Origin of the sequence: Burkholderia sp. MSMB1498, assembly GCF_001526245.1 — a bacterium.
Taxonomy (GTDB): Bacteria; Pseudomonadota; Gammaproteobacteria; order Burkholderiales; family Burkholderiaceae; genus Burkholderia; species Burkholderia savannae.
This window is the reverse complement of the sequence record NZ_LOYJ01000128.1, coordinates 31,563-51,307: the sequence shown is the minus strand read 5'-3', so window position 1 is coordinate 51,307 and position 19,745 is coordinate 31,563. Positions and strand designations below refer to the sequence as shown.

The following is a 19,745-nucleotide window of genomic DNA, read 5'->3' as shown; positions in this document are numbered from 1 at the left end:
TCGGATATGTTGCGCTCACTTCTGGCCCTGCTCCTTGCGGCGACCGTGGTGATGGGCAGCCCCGGGCCGTCGACGGTCAGTGCGACGGCGATGGGCGCGTCCTACGGGGTGCGCAGGTCGCTCAAATATGCTTGGGGCCTCATTTCCGGCACGGTCGCCGTGCTGCTTCTCGTGTCGACGGGCGTGACGGCTTTCGTGATGTCGATGCCGAACGGCGCGAGGATGCTCAACATCATTTCCGCTGTCTACATTCTCTATCTTGCGTACAAGATTGCGACTGCGCCACCGCTCGACGCGCGCAAAGGAGACGTCTCGTCTCCCGCGTTCAAGGGCGGCTTCCTTTTGGCCGTCGCCAATCCGAAGGCGTACATCGCGATCGGCGCGGTGTTTGCAGGGACGACGCTCGTTGCCAGCAACTATGGCCTGGATGCTGCCGCCAAAATTGCCCTGCTGAGCGTGATGATCATCGTTATCCATCTCGGCTGGCTGCTGGCAGGCGTGTCGTTGTCCCGTTTCCTGCACGATCCGGTTGCGTCCCGCATCATCAATGTTTCCTTGGCGGCGATATTGGTGCTTGTTTCGCTGATTGCGCTATTCGAATGAAGTAATTGCCTTGGGGGCGTTATTGATTGCGGCTCTTCGTTTTCGTCTCGGCTCGGTTGGAGCGGCCGATTCGGCGTTGGAGCCGATCCGCTGTTCGCCGTCGGCGGTATGAGATTTGCGCCGTCGGCGCGCGCATTCGATCAGGCGGCCCGTTGGCATCGGAAGGGTGCGGGCGCTATCGCGATGCGATGCCGATGCCCGTCGGCTTGGGCATCGGTGCGGAGCGTCTTCGGCCGTGCATCAGCGTGCGGCGCGCGGGTGTTTTTCCATTCGTTGCAACGAGATGCCTAGCGTGCGCAACAATTCCCATCCACCGGTTTTGCTATATGCGACGCCGAATTCTCGCTCGATCAACATGCATACTCGCGCGACCGTCCACTGCGGGCTCGTGAAACCCGCCGCGAGCGCGCCGTCGTCGAGCATGGCGCGAAGTACCGCGCATTTTGCGGAAGTCAATCGCCTTGGCCGTCCCAGCGGCTTTGCGACATGCAACTCGCGTTGCGCAAGCCGTCTCGCCCATCTGCACACCGACTGCCGCGACACGACCAGCGTTCGCGCAACGTCGGCCTGAGACATGCCCATCTCGAGCAAGTTGAGACCCTTCATGCGCCGTTCGGCGATCGACGATCCTCTATCTTGCTTCGTGCCCATATGCTTTCACCATTTAAAAGTCATCGTTGATGAAATGGAGTGCTAAATAATTAAAAAATCAGTGAAAGGTCGATGAAAATAACATTAGAATGTCGATGAGACAGCTAGGGAAAAAATCCTGCCGAATCCGAGCCGCTGCCATGAAAACATGGCCGTAATGCCTCGGTGCGAGTGAGATGCATGCCCGCTACGGCGCCCGTGCATGGAAGAGGCGAACGCCCGCGTTGCGGCGGCGAATGGAGAGGGTCAAGATGAGCGACGTCGGAAAGGCATGGAACATCGATGATTTGAGAAAAATGGCGCAAAAACGGGTGCCGAAGTATTTCTTCGATTATCTGGACGGCGGTGCGAACAGCGAAACCACGATGCGCGCGAATGAAAGCGATTTCGCACGCTGGCGGTTGCGTCAGAAGGTGTTGACCGGGGCGCAGAGCAGTGCGGCGGGTTTGAACGCGACGTACCTCGGCGCCGAACATCGGCTTCCGATCCTGCTCGGGCCGGTGGGATTCGCAGGCATGTATTGGCCGCAAGGGGAAATCGCGGCGGGGCGTGCGGCCGACGAGGCGGGCATTGGTCAGTGCTTGTCGACGTTTTCGATCTGTTCGCTCGAAGATGTCGCCGCGGCGCGGTTCGGTCCGCTGTATTTCCAGCTCTACATGTTCCGCAATCGCGATCTGACCGAGGACATTCTCGTGCGTTGCCGGCAGACGAACGTAGACGTTGTCTTCCTGACGGTCGACACGTGCTACATCCCGATTCGCGAACGTGATGCGCGCAACGGTTTTCGCGCCGATACGCGTTTGTCGGCGCGAGGTGTGTGGTCGATGCTCAAGCACCCAGGCTGGTGCGTCGGCGCGCTGTCCAACGGAATGCCGAAAATCGGCAACGTCTTGCGCTATCCGGATCTCGGCGCATCGTTGCTCGAGCAGTCCGCGGCGGTCGGCCGGATGATCGACTCGCGTTTGTCTTGGGCCGACGTCAAGTGGTTGCGCGCGCGCTGGCCCGGCAAGATCGTCATCAAGGGCATTCTCGATCCCGACGACGCGCGGCGCGCGGTCGACGAAGGCGTCGACGGCATTCTGATTTCGAATCACGGCGGACGGCAACTCGATCCGGCGCCCTCGGCGATGGATGTGCTGCCGGAGATCGCCGACGCGGTCGGCAAGCGGACCGAGATTCTGATGGACGGCGGCGTGCGCCGCGGCGCGGACGTGATCAAGGCGCTGGCGCTCGGGGCGAGCGCGGTCTCGATCGGGCGCGCGTATGTCTACGGCCTCGGCGCGGCGGGCGGGAAGGGCGTCGAGCGGTGCCTCGAACTGTTGAAGAGCGAGATGCTGCCCGCGCTCAACATGATGGGCTTCGAATCGATTGCGGAACTCAGGGCGGCGGGCAAGTCGGCGTTGCGGATGGCGGGGGCGGTCCATCGTGCGGTGACGGCGGTTGCAAAACCGGAGGAAGCATCGCGCAAGCTGATGGAGCGTGCGCTGTAAGGCGCCGACAGTCATTGACGCACGCCGCCGCAACCGGTAACCGACGGCGCGCGGCGCGCCGGCTATTTGCAGACGTCGACCCACTCTGCTTCGACGAGGTCGGCCAGCCGGACCGGATCGATGCGCAGCGCGGCGTGCGTCGAGCCGGCGGCCGGCACGACGAAATCGTACGATTTCAACATCACGTCGCAATAAACGGGCAACGGCGTCGAGAGTCCGAACGGACATACGCCGCCCACCGGATGGCCGGTGACGGCGACCGTTTCGTCCGCGGAGAGCATTTTCGCCTTGCCGCCCAGCGCGGTTTTGACTTTCTGGTTGTCGAGACGGGAATCGCCGCAGGATACGAGCAGCAAATGGGTGTCGCCGACCTTCATCGCGAGCGTCTTGGCGATCTGCGCGGGCTTGATGTCCCAGGCTGCCGACAACGTCAACGTGGAACTGCTTTCGTTCAAGGGAATGACGTCGATGTCCGGCGCCTTTTCCGCCAGAAACCGGCGAACCGATTCAACACTCATATTCTTTGCACTCCTTGCGGCCGACTTGTCTGTCTTCGCATGATCGGCGGGAGAAAAGGCTGGCTCGGCAGCCTTTGCGCTCGCATTGTTGGTGAACGCTCGGAACGGATAAGCTATCGCCCGTGGGGCAGAATGTATTGAACGATTGTGCAGTGACCGTTGCGGCCGTTCGCCGAGCCGGCCGAGCGGTCATGCATCGCACGACGCGCGAAAACGCAACTGGCGCTGTGGAGCGCGCCGCCGGCAAGCTCGCGCTCATGCGTCACGCGTCGCGTGTCGCGACCCACGCACCCCAGAACAGGCTCGCGAAAAAACGTACCGGCTCGCGGAACCCCGCAGCGTCGAGCAGCGCATGCACGGCGTCCTCGGACGCGGGCGGATCGGCGCCGCGCAGGATCGTCGCGAGCTTTTGCGTGACTTCGTCGGGCGATGCCCCATGCATCCGCCAGCGCTGCGCCCACGCGCACAGCAGGCGCGGATGCTCGGCATAGCGACGGTAGTTGCCCGCGACGACGAGCGGCGCGCCGGGCTTCAGGCGCCGCGCGATCGAGCCGAGCAGCGCGGCCTTAGCGTCGTCGCCGGGCACGTGGTGCAGCACGCCGATCAGCGTCGCGCCGTCGAAGCGCGCGTCGGCGGGCAGATCGTCGACGTAGCCGTGATGTAGCCGCGCGCGCGCGTCGAGGCCGGCCGCCGCGAGGTTCGCGCTCGCGAGCTCGAGCATCGGCCGCGACGGATCGACAGCGGTGAAGCGCCAGGCGGGCTCCAGGGCCGCGAGCGCGACGATTTCGCGCGCGGTGCCGCCCGCGCCCGCGACGAGGATCTGCGCGGCGCCCGCTTCCGATGCGACCGACGATGCGAGCATGCATGCGGCGAGATCGTGGCACGCGTCGTAGCCCGCGAGCGCGATGCGGCTTTGCTCCGCGTATTCGGCGGCGCGCGACGGATCGAATTTGGCTGCGCCGGATGGCGTGGACATGACGTCGGACTCCTGAAGAATCGCGCGCGCGGGATCGTACGCGAAACCGCAGCGTAGGCGCCGACGCTGTGCGCAACAAGACAAGCGGCGATCATGGTATCGCGGCTACCGGCCATTTTCGGGGTCGCTTCACGTTTAAAACCCCGCGTCGACGCTCGCATCGCAACGCGAATCGGCGCATACTGATTGCCCCTCTTCGTCGGGCCACGCGTGTCATGCATGCACGCCGCAAGCGGCGCATCGTCATGCCTCTGAACGCAGGAGGATCGCATCATGTCCGAATGTCCTCACGATCCATATGCGCGGCACTATTCGCACTGCCTGCCTTTCGGCGCACAGCCGTGCGGCGCCGCGGGCGCGACCACGCGCACGCACTTCCGCGTCTGGGCGCCCGCGCATGCGAGCGCGACGCTCGCGCTCGAAACCGCGGGCGGCCCGCATGAACTTCAGATGGCGCCCGCGGGCGACGGCTGGTTCGAGGCTTTTGCCGATTGCGGCGCGCACACACGCTATCGCTACCGGCTCGACGATGCGCTGACGATTCCCGATCCCGCATCGCGCTCGCAGCCGGAAGGCATCGAAGGGCCGAGCGAAGTGGTCGACCCGCGTGCGTTCACCTGGCGCCATACGTTCTGGCGGGGCCGGCCGTGGGAGGAGATCGCGCTTTACGCGATCCAGCCCGGCGCGGCGGGCGGCTACGACGGCATTCGCCGGCGCTTGCCGCAACTTGCGCAGCTCGGCATTACGGCGCTCGAATTGCTCGCGGCGCCGCATGCGCGCGACGACAGCCTGCCGTTTGTGCCGCTCGCCGACTACGGCGGCCCCGACGCGCTGAAGCAACTGATCGACGAAGCGCACGGCTTCGGCCTCGCGGTGCTGCTCGATCTCGACTACGCGCGCTTCGGCTGCGGCACGGACGAGATGCGGCGCTACGCGCAACCGTTCTTCCACACGCGCGACGATCCGCTGCAAGCGCCGCCGCTCGCGCTCGATCATCCGCAGGTCTGCGAGTTCTTCTGCGACAACGCGCTGTACTGGCTCGAAGAGTACCGATGCGACGGGTTGCGGATTCGCGAGGCGGACCGCATCGACAGCACGTGGTTGCGCGAGATCGCGGATCGCGTGCACGCGGTGATGCCGACCGATCGGATCGTGCATCTCGTGCTCGGCAGCGAGCGGCATCCGTCGCATCTCGCCGACACGCATTTCGACGCGCAATGGAACGGCTGCGGCGAACGCGCGCTGTACCGGCTCACGGGCCGCCGCGACCGCGCGCGCGGCGACGGCGTGTCGACCCATCAGTCGATTCACGCGCTCGCGCGCGCATTGACCGCGGACGGCGCGGTGTTCCAGCGCGCGCAACCGATCGGCGACGGCGGGATGGCCGACGTCGGGCTGTCGCTGACGTCGCTCGTGCTGTCCGACGGCGTGGTGCGCGATGCGCGCGAGGCGGATCTCGCGGCGCTCGCGCTGTCGTTGCTGACGCCGCAGATTCCGCTGATCTTCGACGAAGCCGCGGGCGATCCGTCGCGTCGGCATTTCCTGCAGTCGGCGCTCGCGGTGCGCGCGAAGCTGATCGCGCCGCGCCTGCTCGACGTGCGCCCGCGCAGTGCCGACATGCTGAGGACCAACGACGGCGTCGAAGCCGATGCGCTCGTTGCCGCATGGCGGCTTGGCGACGGCGAGACGCTCAGCATCGCGCTGAACCTGTCGCCGCAGCCGTTGCCGTTCTATGGCGCGCCGGACGGAATGATCGTGTTCGAGACGCCGGCGCGCGCGCGGGATCGCGTCGACGAAGGCGAGCTGCCGCCGTACGCGCTCGTAGCGTGGCTGACGGGCGACGTCAATCAGTACGCGCTGACGCACGATGCGCGTCGCTACGCGGATGTCGCGCCGCGCCCGTTGGGCGGTGTTTGAACGGGTGAAAGCGCCCGGCGTGGCGTCGCGCCGGCCGAGCCGGCGGCGCCTGCGCCGTTTCTTCCGATCAGGACGCCTGAACGAACGCGGGCCGAAGGCGGCGTGCGCGTGACGAGGCGACAGGCGCGTGGCGTCCGTTGCCGGATCGCTTCCTACCAGAGCCCCCGAATGCTGGCGATGCCGTGCGCGCGATGCTCGCGCGCCGTCGCCAGATGCTCGCGCGTCATCCCGCCGAGCGCGTAGACGGGCATGCGCGCTTGCGCCGCGTAGTCGGCGAAGCGGGTCCAGCCGAGCGTCGGCGCGCCGGGATGCGTGAGTGTCGGCAGGACCGGCGACAGCGTCGCGAAATCCGCGCCGATGCGCTCCGCGTGCAGCAGCTCGTCGAGCGAGTGGCACGCGGCCGACAGCAGGCAGTCCGACGTGAGCGGGCGGGCGGTCGCGACGCGCAGCGCCGCGCTGCCGAGGTGCACGCCGCTCGCGCCGAGCGCGAGCGCGGTTCCGGCATCGATCGGCCCGTTGACGATCAGGCGCGCGCGTTGCGCGCGGCAGCGCGCGATCGCGTCGGCGGCGAGCGCCGCATACGCGGCGGCATCGAGCGTCTTCACGCGCAATTGAACGAGCGCGAGCCCGGTCGAGAGCGCGGCCGACAGCCGATCGAGAAACGCCGCGAGATCCGCGTCGGAATCCGAGTCCGGTTCCGGCGTGATCAGGTAGTACGGCGGCAGCGCGAGATCTTCGGGCATTTCGTCATCCTACGCACTTGCGCGCGCGGCCGCGTTTGCCGCGTCGAGCGCCGTATTCCCGCTCATTCGTCCGCCTCCTTGAACGCCTTCGGATACACGCGCACGAGCACGATCCGCGGGCCGATCATCTTCTTCACGACGACGTCGAAGCGCTCGAACGACACGCGCTGGCCTTCGGTCGGCAGATCGTTGAGCGCCTGGATCACGAGGCCGCCGACCGATTCCGCGCGGCCTTCGTCGATGTCGATCCCGAGCGCCTGCTCGAGCGACACGACGGGCAGGCTGCCCTTGCCGATCAGCGTGCCGTCGTCGAGGCGGTTCCAATCGGAATCGCCCTGCCGGAATTCGTCGTGGATCTGGCCGACGAGCGCGCCGAGCAGGTTGTCGAGCGTCAGGAAGCCGATCGGCTTCTCGCCCTTCTTGCCGACGAGCGCGAAGTGCGGCGCGCCCTTGCGGAAACGGCGGAACAGGTCGAGAGCGGGCGTGTCGGGCTTCACGTACTGCACCGGGCGTACGTAGTCGGAAAGATCGGCGAGCGCCGCGCCCGCGTGCCGCGCGAGCAGCAGATCCTTCAGGTGGATGAGGCCGTTCACGCGCTCGCGCGAGTGGTCGTCGAAGAGCGGGTAGCGGCTGAAGCGGTGGCGCGCGACGACTTCCATGTTGTCCGCGAGCGGCACGTCGCGGCGCAGGCCGACCATCTCGTGCGCGGGCCGCATCAGGTCGGATACGGTCATCGACGAAAAATCGAGCGAATGCGCGAGCGTGTTCCATTCGTCGGTGCTGTACGCGTCCTTCGACGTCTTCGCGGAGCTGGCCGTGTTGCGCCGGCTGCGCAGGATCAGCTTCAGCTCGTCGGTCGAGTAGTGCGCGTCGCCGCCGTGCTCGGCGGACAGCCCAGCGAGCCGCAGCACGGCGTTCGCGCTCGTGTTGAGCACCCAGATCGCCGGATACATCGCCCAGTAGAACGCGTAGAGCGGGATCGCGACCCACAGGCCCGTCTTCTCGGCTTGCCGGATCGCCATCGATTTCGGCGCGAGCTCGCCGACGACGATGTGCAGGAACGAGATCACCGAGAACGCGAACACGAGCGAGATCAGGTGCACGAGCTTCTCGGACTCGACGCCGACGAGCGCGAGAACGGGCGACAGCAGCGCGGCGAACGCCGGCTCGCCGATCCAGCCGAGGCCGAGCGACGCGAGCGTGATGCCGAGCTGGCATGCGGACAGATACGCGTCGAGCCGCGCATGGACGACGCGCAGGATGCGCCCGCGCAAACCGTGCTGGCGGGCGAGGGTTTTGACGCGCGTCGCGCGCAGCTTGACGAGACCGAATTCGGCGGCGACGAAGAAGCCGTTGAGGGCCACGAGGAACAACGCGCCGACGAGCGCGAAGATCTGTATCAACGAAGGGACTCCGGGAATGAACGAAGCGACAGTATAAGGTTGGAAAGGAAAACGTAATTTATTGTCGCGCAGTGCGACATGCGCGGCCGCCCATTACGCGCGGGCGGCGGCGATCGTCAGCGCGAGCGTGGCCGGCGCGCCGGCTTCGAGCGGCGTCTGCGCGAACGTGCCGCCGTGCGCGCGCGCGACGCGCTGCGCGAGCGCGAACACCGCCGCCGGACGCTCGCCGTGGCGCTCGGCCAGCGCGTCGCGCCGCGCGAATGTCTCGAACACGTGCGGCAGCGCGGCGTCGGTCAGCGCCGACGGCTGCGCGCGGAACGTCACGCCGAAACGCGTCGCGTCGGCCGCGACGTCGCAGCCGAGCGCGATTTCGCCACCCGGCGCGCTCGCTTCGATCGCGAACGTGAGCATCGACCACAACGCTTGCGCGACGCGCTCGCGATCGCAATCGAGCGAGCCGCCGGGCAGCGCGGGAGGCGCGACCGTCACGGCCGCGCCGCGCGCATCGCCGAGCGCGGCGCGCGCGAGCGCCGCGCATTCGCCGACGAGCGCGTCGAGCGAGACGTCAGCGCGTGTGATCGAGAGCGCGCGCGTCTCGGCGCGCGGCGCGTCGACGATCGTTTCCAGCAATTTCGTCTGCTGTTCGATTCCGGTCCGGATGCCGTCGAGCGCGCGCCGCACGCTGTCGTCGCTCGGCGCGAGCCGGCGCTCGAGCACGTACGCCCAGCTGTGCATCGCGTTGAGCGGGCCGCGCAGATCGTGCGACGCGATCGACAGCGCGTGGTCGCGGACGAACAGCGCCACCTCGGCGGCGTAGCGTGCGGCGCGTTCGCGCAGCAGCGCGACGGCCGGATCGGCGGCGGACGGAATCACAGTGTTTCCCTTGTGTGAAATCGTGATGAAGGGCGAATCGACATTATAGGGACCGGACACGCGCGCGGCGGCCGGCGCGCGTCGTCACGCGGGGAGCGCGTCGTTGTCGTCGGCGCGCCGCGCGTGGCCCGGCAGCAACTGGCAGACGAGGAGCCCGGCGAGCATCAGCGCGCAGCCCATCAGCGCGCGCAGCGACAGCGTCTCGCCGAGCGCGGCCCAGCCGGCGATCGCGGCGAACACGCCTTCCATGCTGAAGATCACGGCCGCGTGCGCGGGCGCGGCGTCGCGTTGCGCGACGACCTGCAGCGTGTAGCCGACGCCGACCGACAGCAGCCCGCCGTACAGCAGCGTCGGCAGCGCGCGCACGAGCGTCGCGCGGTCGACGGGCTCGATCGCGAGCCCGATGGTGACGCACAGCGCGCCGCAGACGGCGAACTGCATGAACGACAGCACGAGCGGATCGTGCCGGCGCGCGAGGTGTCCGACCGCGATCACGTGGAACGCGATCACGATCGCGCCCGCGAGCTGGAACCAGTCGCCGTACAGCATCGAGAAATGCTCGTCGACGCTCAGGAAGTACAGGCCGATCGCCGCGAGCAGCGCGCCGAGCCAAGTGCCCATGCCGGTGCGATGCCGAAAGAACACGCCGATGATCGGCACGAGCACGACGTAGAGCGAGCTGATGAAGCCCGCGTTCGCGATCTTCGTGTATTGCAGCCCGATCTGCTGCAGCGAGATCGACACCGCGAGCAGCACGCCCAGCACGAGCCCCGGCAGCAATAGCGTCCGATCGCGCGTGAGCGCCGCGCAGTGCGCGCGCGCCGCGCCGTTGATGCGCAACAGCGGCACGAGCACCGCCGCGCCGAGCAGGAAGCGCAGCCCGGTGAACAGGAACGGGCCGATCACGGCGAGGCTCAGCCGCTGCGCGACGAACGCCGATCCCCAGATCGCGGCGGCGGCGAGCATCAGCAGGTTGGCGCGGAGGTGTTTGCGGGCGTCGTGGGTCATGCGGCGGCGGAAGGGCGGGCGAAAGTCGCGCGAAAGGCGAGAAATCGACAGACGAAATCCGACAGTCTACTCGCGTCCGGCCGATTGCGTCGGCCCCGCCAGGCTGTCGGCGAAGCGCCGCAGCGTGTCCTTCGAGCGGGCGTCGCGCACCCGCGAATACAGCGCGACTTGCGAGTCGGGCAGCGCGGGCAGGCCGAAGCGCGCGCCGACGTCGACGAGCGCGTGCGGCGCGACGCGGCGCGCAAGCGGACATACCGCGAGACCCGCGGCGGCGGCCGCCGCCACGGCCGCCACGCCGCCGCCCGTGAAGCGCTCGCGCCACGGCACGCCGGCACGGTCGAGCGCGCGCAGCGCGGCCGCGCGCACGCCGCACGGGCCCGCCAGCACCGCGAGCGGCAGCGGCTCGCCCGCGCGCGGCGTCCAGCCCGGCGCGGCGAGCCATGCGAGCGGCTCGGTGAAGAGCGGCGTCGCGTCGTCGCGCGGCGGATCTTCGCCCGGCTCGTGGCGCACGAACGCCGCGTCGAGACGCCGCTCGTCGTACTGCGCGAGCAGCCCGGTCGACATCCCGACGTGCATTTCGAGCACGAGGCCGGGGTCGTGCCGGCTCAGGCCCGTGAGGACGGCCGGCAGATCCGGCACCGCGACGTGCTCGCTGACGCCGATCGAGAGCCTGCGTCGCTCGGGCGCAAGCGATGCGAGCGCGCGCTCGTGCGCGTCGAGCAGCTCGCGCGCGGCGGGCAGGAACGCGGCGCCGACGGCGCCGAGCGTCACGCGCCGCGGCGTGCGTTCGAGAAGCGGCGTGCCGAGCTGCGCCTCGAGCCGCTTGAGCTTCAGGCTGACGGCCGATTGCGTGGTGCCGAGCGCGTCGGCGGCGCGCGTGAAGCTCGCCAAGTCGGCGACGAGGACGAATGCGCGAACGGCGTCCAGATCGAGCGGTTTCATTTCAAATGAAAATAGATAAAATATTCATCGATATCTGTTCATTATAGATGGCGGGCCCTAAGCTGCATGCGTGTCCCAACCCGTGAGGAGAAACACGATGCCGTTCACCCGTATCGCATTGCGCGAAGGCAAGCCCGCCGAATACCGACGGGCGCTGTCGGAGGGCATTCACCGTGCGTTGCAGCGCGCGTTCGACGTGCCCGCCGACGATATTTTCATGACCGTGACCGAATACAGCGCCGATAATTTCTTTTATGGCCGCGACTATCTCGGGATCGCGCGCAGCGACGATCTGGTGATGATCCAGATCACCGCGAACAACACGCGCACGCTCGAGCAGAAGCGCGAACTGTACCGGTTGATCGCCGAGCATCTCGCCGAACGTCCGGGCTTGCGCCGCGAAGACGTGTTCATTAGTCTCGTCGAGGTGCTGAAGGAGGATTGGTCGTTCGGCAACGGCATTGCGCAGTACGTGAGCTGAAACTCGGCGCAGCCGCGCCGGTCGGACGGCTGAAGGCCGAGCGGCCGGCATCGCAAGCCGAGGCGCGGTGCGCCGGCGCGCGCACGATGCGCGGAGCTTGCGCGCGGCGTTCCGCCTCACTGGCCGTAAAAAGGGCCGTGTACTATGGAGAACGTCGGGTCCGTCGACGCGTGCGCGGCGGCAGCGGGCGGCCCGACCTACGCCGGAGCTTCCATGGCGCGCGTTCTGGAAATCGTGTTGGACTTTCCGTTGCAGGGCTGGCAGGCCGGGCGCGGATCGCGGGCGCGCGCGTCGCGCGACCTCGGCGCGGAACTCGCGCGGGCATGGCGGATCTGTCCGCCGGTGAAGATGCGTCGCGGGCACGAGCGCGTGACGATCGAGCCGTGCCGATTCGCCGAAGCGGAGCCCGACGACGGCGGCCGCTGGCAGGCCTGGATCGAGACGACCGCGCAGGCGCGGCGCGCGCTCGCGTCGCGCAGTCACCCGTTCGTGCCCGGCGTGATGGTGCGCGAGCGCTTCGACGGCGATCGCGGCGGCGTGCGCGTCGCGATGGCGATCGTGGCGGAGCGCCCGGCGACGGCGGCTGCGTCCGCATCCGATTCGCCCCATTTACCCGATTTGCCCGATTCGATGGCCGCGGCGAGCGACGCACGGCGTTCGCACGGCCGGACGTCGAAGACGGCTGTCGCGCGGGCGGCGGCGCAAGCTTTGACAAGCACGCGCGCTTCTTCCGATTCCTCAGTCGCAACCGATGCGAGCGCACGCGTTCTATCCGCCGCCTCCGCGCCGACCGGCTCCGCGCTTCCGTCGGCCGATTCCGCCTCGCCTGCCGCTCCTGCCGCCGCCGGCGCGGCGGGTCCCGAATCGCAGGCTGCCGGCCAGCCGGCCTATGGTTTCGTCGCCGAACGCCGGCGCGGACGATGGCTCGACACCGACGGCATCGAAGTCGAACTGACGCTCGACGACGTCACGTTCGCGCCGGCCGCCGCCGCTTCGTCGGCTGCCGCGTCGTCCGCCGCCACCCGCGCCGCGCCGCTGCGTGTGTGCGAATTGCGTCTCGCCGCCGCCGATGCGGACGAACCCGACGCGCGCGCCGCCGCGCTGCGCGCGCTTTTTCGCGCGGCCCGCGAGCTGAGCGGCGCGTGGCCGGCGTCGCTGTCGCTGACGAGCGTCCTCGATCGCGCGTGCGCGGGCGAGGCGCCGGACGCAATCGGGGCGCCGATGAAGGCGCAATCGGCCGATTTGTCGAACACGCGCACGCAGCGCGCGGCGTTTTTCACGCTCGGCTGCAGCGTGACCGGGCAGTGGCTCGGCAACGAGGCCGGCGTGCGCGGCGGAGCCGATCCGGAATACGTACATCAGATGCGCGTCGCGCTGCGCCGGCTGCGCACGCTCGCGCGACTCTTCCCGCGCTACGCGGACACCGCCTGGAAGGACGCGTTCTCGGGCGACCTTCGCTGGATCGCCGCGATGCTCGGCGCGGTGCGCGACTGGGACGTCTGCATGACGTCGACGCTGCCCGCGCTCGCCGCAGCGCACGGCGAGGACGCGACGTGGGCGGGCACGCTCGATGCGGCCCGCGCGCAGCGCGACGCGGCGCACGTCGAGCTGCGGCAGGCGCTCGGCACCGCGCGCTATGCGCGGCTCGTGTTCGCGTGGCTCGAATGGCTGAGCCTGCTGCCGCTCACGCGGGACGATCCGGCGCACGGCAAGGCCCCGTCGCTCAAGCGGCACGCGGCGAAGCGCGTGAGCCGGCTGTTCGGCCATCTTTACGGCTCGGGGCGGCTGACGACGCTCGACGCCGCCGCGCGCCACCGCGTGCGGATCGACGCGAAGCGGCTGCGCTACGCATTGGAATTCTTTTCGTCGCTCGCGTCGCGCCGCACGCGCGTGGACACGGTGCGGCTGCTCGCGCGCGTGCAGAACGCGCTCGGCGACGCGAACGACGCGGCCGTCGCGCTGCGCTGTCTCGAGCAACTTTCCGCGCCGCCGTATCAGCTCGGTTTCGCGCGCGGCTACGGCGCGGCGGCGCAGCGCTACACGGCGGAGGCGGCCGAGCAGATGCTGCGCGGATTGCGGCCGCCGAGGATCGGCGGCAGAAAGGCGTGACTATAATGGCCGTTCGTCCTGTTTGGCTGCGTCGATGACCGCCGATTCGTCCTCTTCCCGTTTCGATGCGCGCGCCGCGCGCGAGCCGCTCGCGCTGCGCGGCGAGCTGTGGCTGCGTGCGGGCGCCGAGACGCTCGGCGGCGCGGCGCGCATCGCGCTGCTCGCCGCGATCGGCGAAACCGGCTCGATCACGCGCGCGGCGAAGGCGGTCGGCCTGAGCTACAAGGGCGCGTGGGACGCGATCGACACGATGAACAACCTTGCGGGCGAGCCGCTCGTGCTGCGCTCGACAGGCGGCAAGGGCGGCGGCGGCACGACGCTCACGCCGCGCGCAACGGCGCTGATCGCGGCGTTTCGCGCGATCGAGCGCGAGCATCGACGCTTCATCGACGCGGCGAGCGCGGCGGTCGAAGGCTTCGAGGTCAATTGGGAACTTATCGGGAGAATCGGCATGAAGACGAGCGCACGCAACCAACTGTTCGGCAAGGTGCTGGCGGTCAAGCATGGCGCGGTGAACGACGAAGTGGTGCTCGCGCTGCCGGGCGAGCACACGATCGCGGCGGTGGTGACGCACGAGAGCACGCAGGAACTGGGGCTCGAGCCGGGCGTCGACGCGTGCGCGCTCGTGAAGGCGTCGTGGATCGTGCTCGCGGTCGAAGACGGCGCGCCGCTCAAGTTGTCGGCGCGCAACCAGTTGCGCGGCGTCGTCGAGGCGGTCACGCGCGGTGCTGTAAATAGCGAAGTGGCGCTTGCGCTCGACGGCGGCATGACGCTCGCCGCGATCGTCACGAACGACAGCGTCGATGCGCTCGGGCTCGCGAAGGGCGTGAACGCGGTGGCGGCGTTCAAGGCGTCGAGCGTGATTCTGGCGGTCAACGGATGATGTCGCGGCCGCGCCTGCCGAGCGGGACTCGGCGGCGCGGGCGGCGGTACGAAGCCAAGCCGGCGTGGTGCCGGCTTTTTTTGCGTCCGTCCGCCCGCCGGTTCGATCGGCGAGCGAATGCGCGATCCTGAGTTTTCGTGAGAGAAGGCGTCAAGAACGTCGCTAAATTCTGTTGGATGGCTGGCGTTGCTGAAAGATCGCGGCGGCTGACGATGGGCGTGAGCCGGGTTGTCGGACCGCGTGATGAGCAATCGCGTCCGGGCTCGGCGAGCGGCAAGTGGGGAACGGTGAACGGCGCCCGCGCGGAAGGTGCGAGCCGATCCCGTCACCGAACGCTCGTCACCCATTCGGCGATCGGCGTGTCGGGCAGCACGCGGCCCTCCTGAAGCCGCACGACCTGATCGCCGAACGCGGCGACGTCGTCGGGATCGTGCGTGATCAGCACCATCGGAATGTCGAGCCTCATCTGCAAGTCGGTCAGTTCGCGGCGCATCCGCTGGCGCATCGCGACGTCGAGCGCCGAGAACGGCTCGTCGAGCAACAGTATCCGCGGCTGCGCGATCAGCGCGCGCGCGAGCGCGACGCGCTGCTTCTGCCCGCCCGACAACTGCGCCGGATAGTGCCCGGCGAGCGCTTCGAGCTCGAACGCGCGCAGCCAGTACGCGGCGTCGTCGGGCAGCTCCTTCGCGCGCGGATTGCGCCAGCCGCGTTTCAGGCCGAACGCGAGATTCTGCCGGACGTTCAGATGCGGGAAGAGCGCGTAGTCCTGGAACAGGTACGCTACGCGGCGCGCCTGCGTCGGCACGTCGATGCCGCGCGCATCATCGAACAAGGTGTCGCCGCCGATCGAGATCGTGCCTTGGTCGGGCGCGAGCAGACCGGCGATCGCTTGCAGCGTGAGGCTCTTACCTGCGCCGGACGGCCCGAACAGCACGATGCGCTGCGCGGTCGACGCGAACGACACATCGAGCGTGAAACGCCGCTCCGGCGTGACGAGCGTCTTGCGGATGTCGACGACGAGGCTCATCTCACCGTGCTCCGACGAGCGCGCGCTGCGGCACGAGCCGCCCCGCGACGAGAAGGATCAGCACGCAGGTCGCCGACGTGACGAGCACAAGGAAGTTCGCGGTGGCGTCGTCGCCCGCCTGAACGGCCGCGTAGACGGCGACCGACAGCGTCTGCGTGCGTCCGGGCAGGTTGCCCGCGATCATCAGCGTCGCGCCGAATTCGCCGAGCGCGCGCGCGAACGCGAGCAGCGCACCCGCGAGAATGCCGCGCGCGGCGAGCGGCAGCGTCACGCGAAAGAAAATCCCGGCTTCGCTGATGCCGAGCGTGCGCGCCGCGCGTTCGAGCTGCGGATCGACCGCTTCGAAAGCGGCGCGCGCGGACTTCAGGATCAACGGAAACGCGACCACCATCGACGCGATTACCGCGCCTTGCCACGTGAACACGAGCTGGATGCCGAGCTCGTCGAGCCACGCGCCGAACATGCCGCGCCGGCCGAGCAGCACGAGCAGGTAATAGCCGAGCACCGTCGGCGGGAGCACGAGCGGCAGCGTCAGCAGCGAATCGATCACGTCGCGCGCGCCCGAGCGCCAGCGCGCGAGCGCGTAGCCGGTCGCGACGCCGAGCACGAGATCGAGCGCCGTCGCCCAGCCGGCCACCTTCAGCGACAACAGCAGCGGAACCCAGGCGTCGTGCATCGCGCGTCCCGATCAGTTCGCGGCGTTCGTCGCGTTCGCGGCCGGCTTGAAGCCGTATTTCGCGAGCACCGCCTGGCCCGCGGGCGACAGCACGAACGCGACGAAGCCCTGCGCGGCGCCCGCGTGCCGGCTGTCCTTGACGACGGCGATCGGATAGGTGATCGGCGTTTGCGTCGGGACGGTCAACGCGACTTTCACGCGCTCGGGCATCACGGCCGCATCGGTGCCGAACACGAAGCCCGCGTCGACTTCGCCGCGCGCGACGTAGTCGAGGCTTTGGCGCACGTTCGCGGCGAGCACGCCCTTCGCGCTGACGTCGCTCCAGACGCCGGCCGCCTTCAGCGCGCCCTCGGTGTAGCGGCCGACGGGCACCGACGCCGGATCGCCGAACGCGACGCGCTTCACGGCGGGCGACGTCAGGTCGCGCAGCGAGCCGAACGTCGCGCGGCTGTCGGCGGGCACGATCAGCACGAGCGAGTTCGCGGCGAAATCGCGGCGCGTGCCGTCGGCGATCACGTGTTCGGCGATCGCGCGATCCATCGCTTTCTGGTCGGCCGATGCGAACACGTCGGCCGGCGCGCCCTTCGCGATCTGCTGCATCAGCACGTCGGACGCGCCGAAGTTGAACAGGATCTTCGTACCCGGATGCTGCTTTTCGTATGCGTCGCCGACCGCCTTGAACGCGTTGGTGAGGCTTGCCGCGGCCGACACGACGAGTTCGTCGGCGGCATGCGCGGCCGGCGCGGCGAAACCGGCGGCGAGCGCGGACAGCGTGACGAGACGCAGGAACAGACGGCGGGCGGAGCGGGCGGGAGCGGACATGGCGGGAAACACTGACGTGGGCGGAAACCGTAATCGTAATATACGCGAGGTTATAACGGATTGGATTTCCGAACTGTGCCGGTGCTGCATGACGCCGCAGTGCGGCGGGCGGCGCGGCTGGGGCGGGAAAAGGCGGGGATGGTGCGATCCGCGGTGGAACGGTGGTGCAGCGCAGATGCGGAAAAGCTGAGAAGCTGAGAAGCTGAGAAGTGGTCGGCTGTTGAGTGGTAGATCGGTTGACTGATAAACCGATTAACCGTCGCCAGATCAATAGATCGACAAGCCGGCAAACCGGCAAACCGGCAAACCGGCAAACCGGCGAACCGGCGAACCGGCGAACCGGCGAACCGAAGAACCGAAGAACCGAAGAACCGAAGAACCGAAGAACCGAAGAACCGAAGAACCGAAGAACCGAAGAACCGAAGAACCGAAGAACCGAGCCGGCAGCCCGGCAGCCCCGCACGGCGCAACCCGCGCTCGCGTTACACGTGCTCGACGATCGCGGGCAAGCCGAGCGTCTGCTGCTGGGCCGGCCGCGACGCGGGCCGGTAGTTCGGATTCGCCTTCCAGCGCGCCCGCACGTACGGGCGTTCATGGCCAGAAAGATGCAGCGCGACCGCGGTCACCCACCGATGCGACGGCACGGTAACGCCGTGCAGCGCGATCGTGACGGCCACGAGGCTCGTCGCGACGGCGGGCGCGGACCAGCGGTGCGGCATCGCGCGCCATGAGCCGGCGATGAACGACATCGCGGCGACCGCGCCGATGACGCAGCCCGTCACCGCCTCGGACGGCGAATGCGCATCGAGCGCGACGCGCGACAGTCCGACGGCGACGCCCGCCGCGAGCCCGACGATGATCCCGCCGATGCGCACGACGGGTTTCGCGCGGGCGAGCGCGAGGAACATCGCGACCGGATAGACTGACGTCGACAGCATCGCGTGGCCGCTAAAGCCCGTGAAATCCCACGCGCGCACGCCGATGCCCCAGCCGAGGAACGCGATCTTCGTGAGCGCGACGACGCCAATCGCGACGCCGAGCACGGCGAGCCATGCGGCGGCGCGACGAAGCGAATAGCCGAGCGCGAGCCAGACGGCGATCGTGACGGCGAGGGGCAGTGTCAGGCCGGCACCGCCTAGGGCGGTGATCGAGATCCACAGACGGGGCGGCAAATCGAACATCGGAAGCTGCGGGCGGATACGGGGAATGCGGGATACTTGCTTAACGCATGAGCCGTGAATAGCGACTACAACGAAGACAAGCGCGAGCGCCCAGTATACCGGTCGTCGCGGGCCGCGCTCCGTTCGGACGCCGGCAGGGAACTATCGGGTGTCAGGATAAATCCCAGAAATAGTGCTATTGTGCATTGCACAATCCTGAATGGTCGCGCCCACTGCGGCGTCCCTAATTTCTGACTGCGAGCCCCGACCGATGACCAAAAGTCTGACGAAATTCTGGCTGGGCGGTGTGAAACGCATGCTGCACTTGCCGAACGCGCGCACGCCGAAGTCCGCCGCGCCCGAGTCCGTATTGATGGCGGCCCAAAAGATGGCGGCCGACTGGCCGTTCGACGATTCGATTTCCACTGCGGCTGCCGTCGCGATGCCCGTCGAGCCGGCCCCGCCCGTCGCGCGCGAATCGCGCGTTCGGCCGCGCGCCGCCGCATGGGCGGCCGGTGAATGGACCCGTGCCGACCACCCGCTGCCGCCCGCGTTCGGGCGCTTCGTCAAGCATCTCGAATATGGGCTGTACGTGCCGCCCGGCGCGGATACGGACGGCCTGCCGCTCCTCGTGATGCTGCACGGCTGCAAGCAGGACATGGATCAGTTCGCGCAAGGCACGCGGATGAACCTGCTCGCGGATCGGCACGGCTTCGCCGTGATCTATCCGGAGCAGTCGCTCAACGCGCACGCGCACGGCTGCTGGCACTGGTACGACGACACCGCGCGCGGCGGGCGCGGCGAGGCGCAAGCGGTCGTCGCGCTCGTCGACACGCTCGTTACCGAGCGGGGCTTCGACGCGTCGCGCGTGTACGCGGCCGGCCTGTCGGCGGGGGCTGGACTCGTGTCGCTGCTCTCGCTGCACTTTCCGCAGCGTTTTGCCGCCGTGGCGCTCCATTCGGGGCCCGCGTTCGGCGACGCGCATTCCGGGATCACCGCGATGGACGTGATGCGCCGCGGCCTGCATCGCCATCCCGCCGTCGTCACTGACGCGCTCGTCGCGCCGGGCTCGCATCCGGGGATGCCGGCCCTCATCGTGCACGGCGACGACGATCGCGTCGTCGCGCCGAAGAATGCAGACGAACTCGCGGTCCAGTTCCTGCGGCTGAATGGCCTCGCGAACGCCGAAGGCGAACCGGCCGCCGTCGAGCGCGTCGAGACGAGCGCGGCGGACGCCCGCACGATCGATTATCGTCGCGACGGCGAGTCCGTCGTGCGCCTCTGCCGGGTCCACGGCCTTGCGCACGCGTGGGCGGGCGGCGACGACAGCGTGCCGTTTCACTCGGCGGCCGGCCCGGACGCGAGCGAGTTGATTTGGTCCTTTTTTGCGTCGCGCACGCGGGCGGTTGTCGCGTCGTAACGACGCACGATTCGAGAACGGCTGGAGTCGGCTCGGGGTTTTC

General features: G+C 68.5%; 19 protein-coding genes. 7 read left to right on the top strand and 12 right to left on the bottom strand.

Features of this window, described 5'->3' with window-relative positions; translation table 11 throughout:
- Positions 1 to 9 precede the first annotated feature (9 nt).
- On the top strand, positions 10 to 603 hold the full coding sequence (locus WS91_RS30375) for a LysE family translocator (protein WP_197422297.1): 594 nt from the start codon (positions 10 to 12) through the stop codon (positions 601 to 603).
- Positions 604 to 843: 240 nt separating this feature from the next.
- Here WS91_RS30375 and WS91_RS30370 read toward each other — a convergent pair whose 3' ends face one another.
- Positions 844 to 1,254, bottom strand: a complete 411-nt coding sequence (locus WS91_RS30370; protein WP_059671606.1) for a winged helix-turn-helix domain-containing protein — start codon at positions 1,252 to 1,254, stop codon at positions 844 to 846.
- Between the two features lie 251 nt (positions 1,255 to 1,505).
- Between WS91_RS30370 and WS91_RS30365 the strand changes: the two genes are divergently transcribed.
- Complete coding sequence (locus WS91_RS30365; RefSeq protein ID WP_059671605.1) at positions 1,506 to 2,744, top strand: alpha-hydroxy acid oxidase; 1,239 nt, start codon at positions 1,506 to 1,508, stop codon at positions 2,742 to 2,744.
- A gap of 62 nt (positions 2,745 to 2,806) precedes the next feature.
- Here WS91_RS30365 and WS91_RS30360 read toward each other — a convergent pair whose 3' ends face one another.
- Positions 2,807 to 3,262, bottom strand: coding sequence for a YbaK/EbsC family protein (locus WS91_RS30360; protein WP_059671604.1), 456 nt, complete (start codon positions 3,260 to 3,262; stop codon positions 2,807 to 2,809).
- A 262-nt stretch (positions 3,263 to 3,524) separates the two neighbouring features.
- Positions 3,525 to 4,238, bottom strand: coding sequence for a class I SAM-dependent methyltransferase (locus WS91_RS30355; protein WP_038748105.1), 714 nt, complete (start codon positions 4,236 to 4,238; stop codon positions 3,525 to 3,527).
- A 273-nt stretch (positions 4,239 to 4,511) separates the two neighbouring features.
- On the opposite strand from WS91_RS30355, the gene WS91_RS30350 reads away from it, so the two are divergent.
- Positions 4,512 to 6,155 carry a DUF3459 domain-containing protein gene (locus WS91_RS30350; protein WP_059581237.1) on the top strand — a complete coding sequence of 548 codons (1,644 nt, stop codon included), beginning with the start codon at positions 4,512 to 4,514 and terminating at the stop codon, positions 6,153 to 6,155.
- A gap of 152 nt (positions 6,156 to 6,307) precedes the next feature.
- Here the strand turns inward: WS91_RS30350 and WS91_RS30345 are convergent, their stop codons facing one another.
- From WS91_RS30345 to WS91_RS30325, 5 genes are all read right to left on the bottom strand, one after another.
- Positions 6,308 to 6,898 carry a thiamine phosphate synthase gene (locus WS91_RS30345; protein ID WP_059581240.1) on the bottom strand — a complete coding sequence of 197 codons (591 nt, stop codon included), beginning with the start codon at positions 6,896 to 6,898 and terminating at the stop codon, positions 6,308 to 6,310.
- A gap of 62 nt (positions 6,899 to 6,960) precedes the next feature.
- Positions 6,961 to 8,301, bottom strand: a complete 1,341-nt coding sequence (locus tag WS91_RS30340) for a hemolysin family protein (RefSeq protein ID WP_038748112.1) — start codon at positions 8,299 to 8,301, stop codon at positions 6,961 to 6,963.
- Between the two features lie 93 nt (positions 8,302 to 8,394).
- A complete protein-coding gene (locus WS91_RS30335; protein ID WP_059671603.1) occupies positions 8,395 to 9,174 on the bottom strand; it encodes a sensor histidine kinase in 780 nt (259 codons plus the stop codon).
- Positions 9,175 to 9,258: 84 nt separating this feature from the next.
- Entirely contained in the window at positions 9,259 to 10,182 is a 924-nt protein-coding gene (locus tag WS91_RS30330) for a DMT family transporter (RefSeq protein ID WP_038748116.1), read from the bottom strand.
- A 66-nt stretch (positions 10,183 to 10,248) separates the two neighbouring features.
- On the bottom strand, positions 10,249 to 11,124 hold the full coding sequence (locus WS91_RS30325) for a LysR family transcriptional regulator (protein ID WP_059581247.1): 876 nt from the start codon (positions 11,122 to 11,124) through the stop codon (positions 10,249 to 10,251).
- A gap of 97 nt (positions 11,125 to 11,221) precedes the next feature.
- Between WS91_RS30325 and WS91_RS30320 the strand changes: the two genes are divergently transcribed.
- From WS91_RS30320 to WS91_RS30310, 3 genes are all read left to right on the top strand, one after another.
- Positions 11,222 to 11,605, top strand: a complete 384-nt coding sequence (locus WS91_RS30320) for a tautomerase family protein (RefSeq protein WP_038748120.1) — start codon at positions 11,222 to 11,224, stop codon at positions 11,603 to 11,605.
- A gap of 213 nt (positions 11,606 to 11,818) precedes the next feature.
- A complete protein-coding gene (locus WS91_RS30315) occupies positions 11,819 to 13,714 on the top strand; it encodes a CHAD domain-containing protein (RefSeq protein WP_059671602.1) in 1,896 nt (631 codons plus the stop codon).
- 34 nt (positions 13,715 to 13,748) lie between these two features.
- A complete protein-coding gene (locus tag WS91_RS30310) occupies positions 13,749 to 14,597 on the top strand; it encodes a TOBE domain-containing protein (RefSeq protein ID WP_038748124.1) in 849 nt (282 codons plus the stop codon).
- A 325-nt stretch (positions 14,598 to 14,922) separates the two neighbouring features.
- On the opposite strand, the gene WS91_RS30305 is transcribed toward WS91_RS30310, so the two are convergent.
- The 4 genes from WS91_RS30305 to WS91_RS30290 form a co-directional block, all read right to left on the bottom strand.
- Positions 14,923 to 15,624 carry an ATP-binding cassette domain-containing protein gene (locus WS91_RS30305; protein WP_038748126.1) on the bottom strand — a complete coding sequence of 234 codons (702 nt, stop codon included), beginning with the start codon at positions 15,622 to 15,624 and terminating at the stop codon, positions 14,923 to 14,925.
- Between the two features lies 1 nt (position 15,625).
- Complete coding sequence (gene modB / locus WS91_RS30300; RefSeq protein WP_038748128.1) at positions 15,626 to 16,300, bottom strand: molybdate ABC transporter permease subunit; 675 nt, start codon at positions 16,298 to 16,300, stop codon at positions 15,626 to 15,628.
- Positions 16,301 to 16,312: 12 nt separating this feature from the next.
- Positions 16,313 to 17,122 carry a molybdate ABC transporter substrate-binding protein gene (gene modA / locus WS91_RS30295; protein ID WP_059671601.1) on the bottom strand — a complete coding sequence of 270 codons (810 nt, stop codon included), beginning with the start codon at positions 17,120 to 17,122 and terminating at the stop codon, positions 16,313 to 16,315.
- Between the two features lie 482 nt (positions 17,123 to 17,604).
- Positions 17,605 to 18,303, bottom strand: a complete 699-nt coding sequence (locus WS91_RS30290) for a phosphatase PAP2 family protein (protein WP_059581261.1) — start codon at positions 18,301 to 18,303, stop codon at positions 17,605 to 17,607.
- Between the two features lie 250 nt (positions 18,304 to 18,553).
- Here WS91_RS30290 and WS91_RS30285 point away from each other — a divergent pair, with 250 nt between their 5' ends.
- Positions 18,554 to 19,702, top strand: coding sequence for an extracellular catalytic domain type 1 short-chain-length polyhydroxyalkanoate depolymerase (locus tag WS91_RS30285; RefSeq protein ID WP_059581265.1), 1,149 nt, complete (start codon positions 18,554 to 18,556; stop codon positions 19,700 to 19,702).
- Positions 19,703 to 19,745 lie beyond the last annotated feature (43 nt).

Coding starts and splice junctions, on each gene's coding strand:
- WS91_RS30370 (WP_059671606.1), bottom strand. CDS start 1,254: ATGGGCACGAAGCAAGATAGAGGATCGTCGATCGCCGAACGGCGCATG.
- WS91_RS30365 (WP_059671605.1), top strand. CDS start 1,506: ATGAGCGACGTCGGAAAGGCATGGAACATCGATGATTTGAGAAAAATG.
- WS91_RS30360 (WP_059671604.1), bottom strand. CDS start 3,262: ATGAGTGTTGAATCGGTTCGCCGGTTTCTGGCGGAAAAGGCGCCGGAC.
- WS91_RS30355 (WP_038748105.1), bottom strand. CDS start 4,238: ATGTCCACGCCATCCGGCGCAGCCAAATTCGATCCGTCGCGCGCCGCC.
- WS91_RS30350 (WP_059581237.1), top strand. CDS start 4,512: ATGTCCGAATGTCCTCACGATCCATATGCGCGGCACTATTCGCACTGC.
- WS91_RS30345 (WP_059581240.1), bottom strand. CDS start 6,898: ATGCCCGAAGATCTCGCGCTGCCGCCGTACTACCTGATCACGCCGGAA.
- WS91_RS30330 (WP_038748116.1), bottom strand. CDS start 10,182: ATGACCCACGACGCCCGCAAACACCTCCGCGCCAACCTGCTGATGCTC.
- WS91_RS30325 (WP_059581247.1), bottom strand. CDS start 11,124: ATGAAACCGCTCGATCTGGACGCCGTTCGCGCATTCGTCCTCGTCGCC.
- WS91_RS30320 (WP_038748120.1), top strand. CDS start 11,222: ATGCCGTTCACCCGTATCGCATTGCGCGAAGGCAAGCCCGCCGAATAC.
- WS91_RS30315 (WP_059671602.1), top strand. CDS start 11,819: ATGGCGCGCGTTCTGGAAATCGTGTTGGACTTTCCGTTGCAGGGCTGG.
- WS91_RS30310 (WP_038748124.1), top strand. CDS start 13,749: ATGACCGCCGATTCGTCCTCTTCCCGTTTCGATGCGCGCGCCGCGCGC.
- WS91_RS30305 (WP_038748126.1), bottom strand. CDS start 15,624: ATGAGCCTCGTCGTCGACATCCGCAAGACGCTCGTCACGCCGGAGCGG.
- modB (WP_038748128.1), bottom strand. CDS start 16,300: ATGCACGACGCCTGGGTTCCGCTGCTGTTGTCGCTGAAGGTGGCCGGC.
- modA (WP_059671601.1), bottom strand. CDS start 17,122: ATGTCCGCTCCCGCCCGCTCCGCCCGCCGTCTGTTCCTGCGTCTCGTC.
- WS91_RS30290 (WP_059581261.1), bottom strand. CDS start 18,303: ATGTTCGATTTGCCGCCCCGTCTGTGGATCTCGATCACCGCCCTAGGC.
- WS91_RS30285 (WP_059581265.1), top strand. CDS start 18,554: ATGACCAAAAGTCTGACGAAATTCTGGCTGGGCGGTGTGAAACGCATG.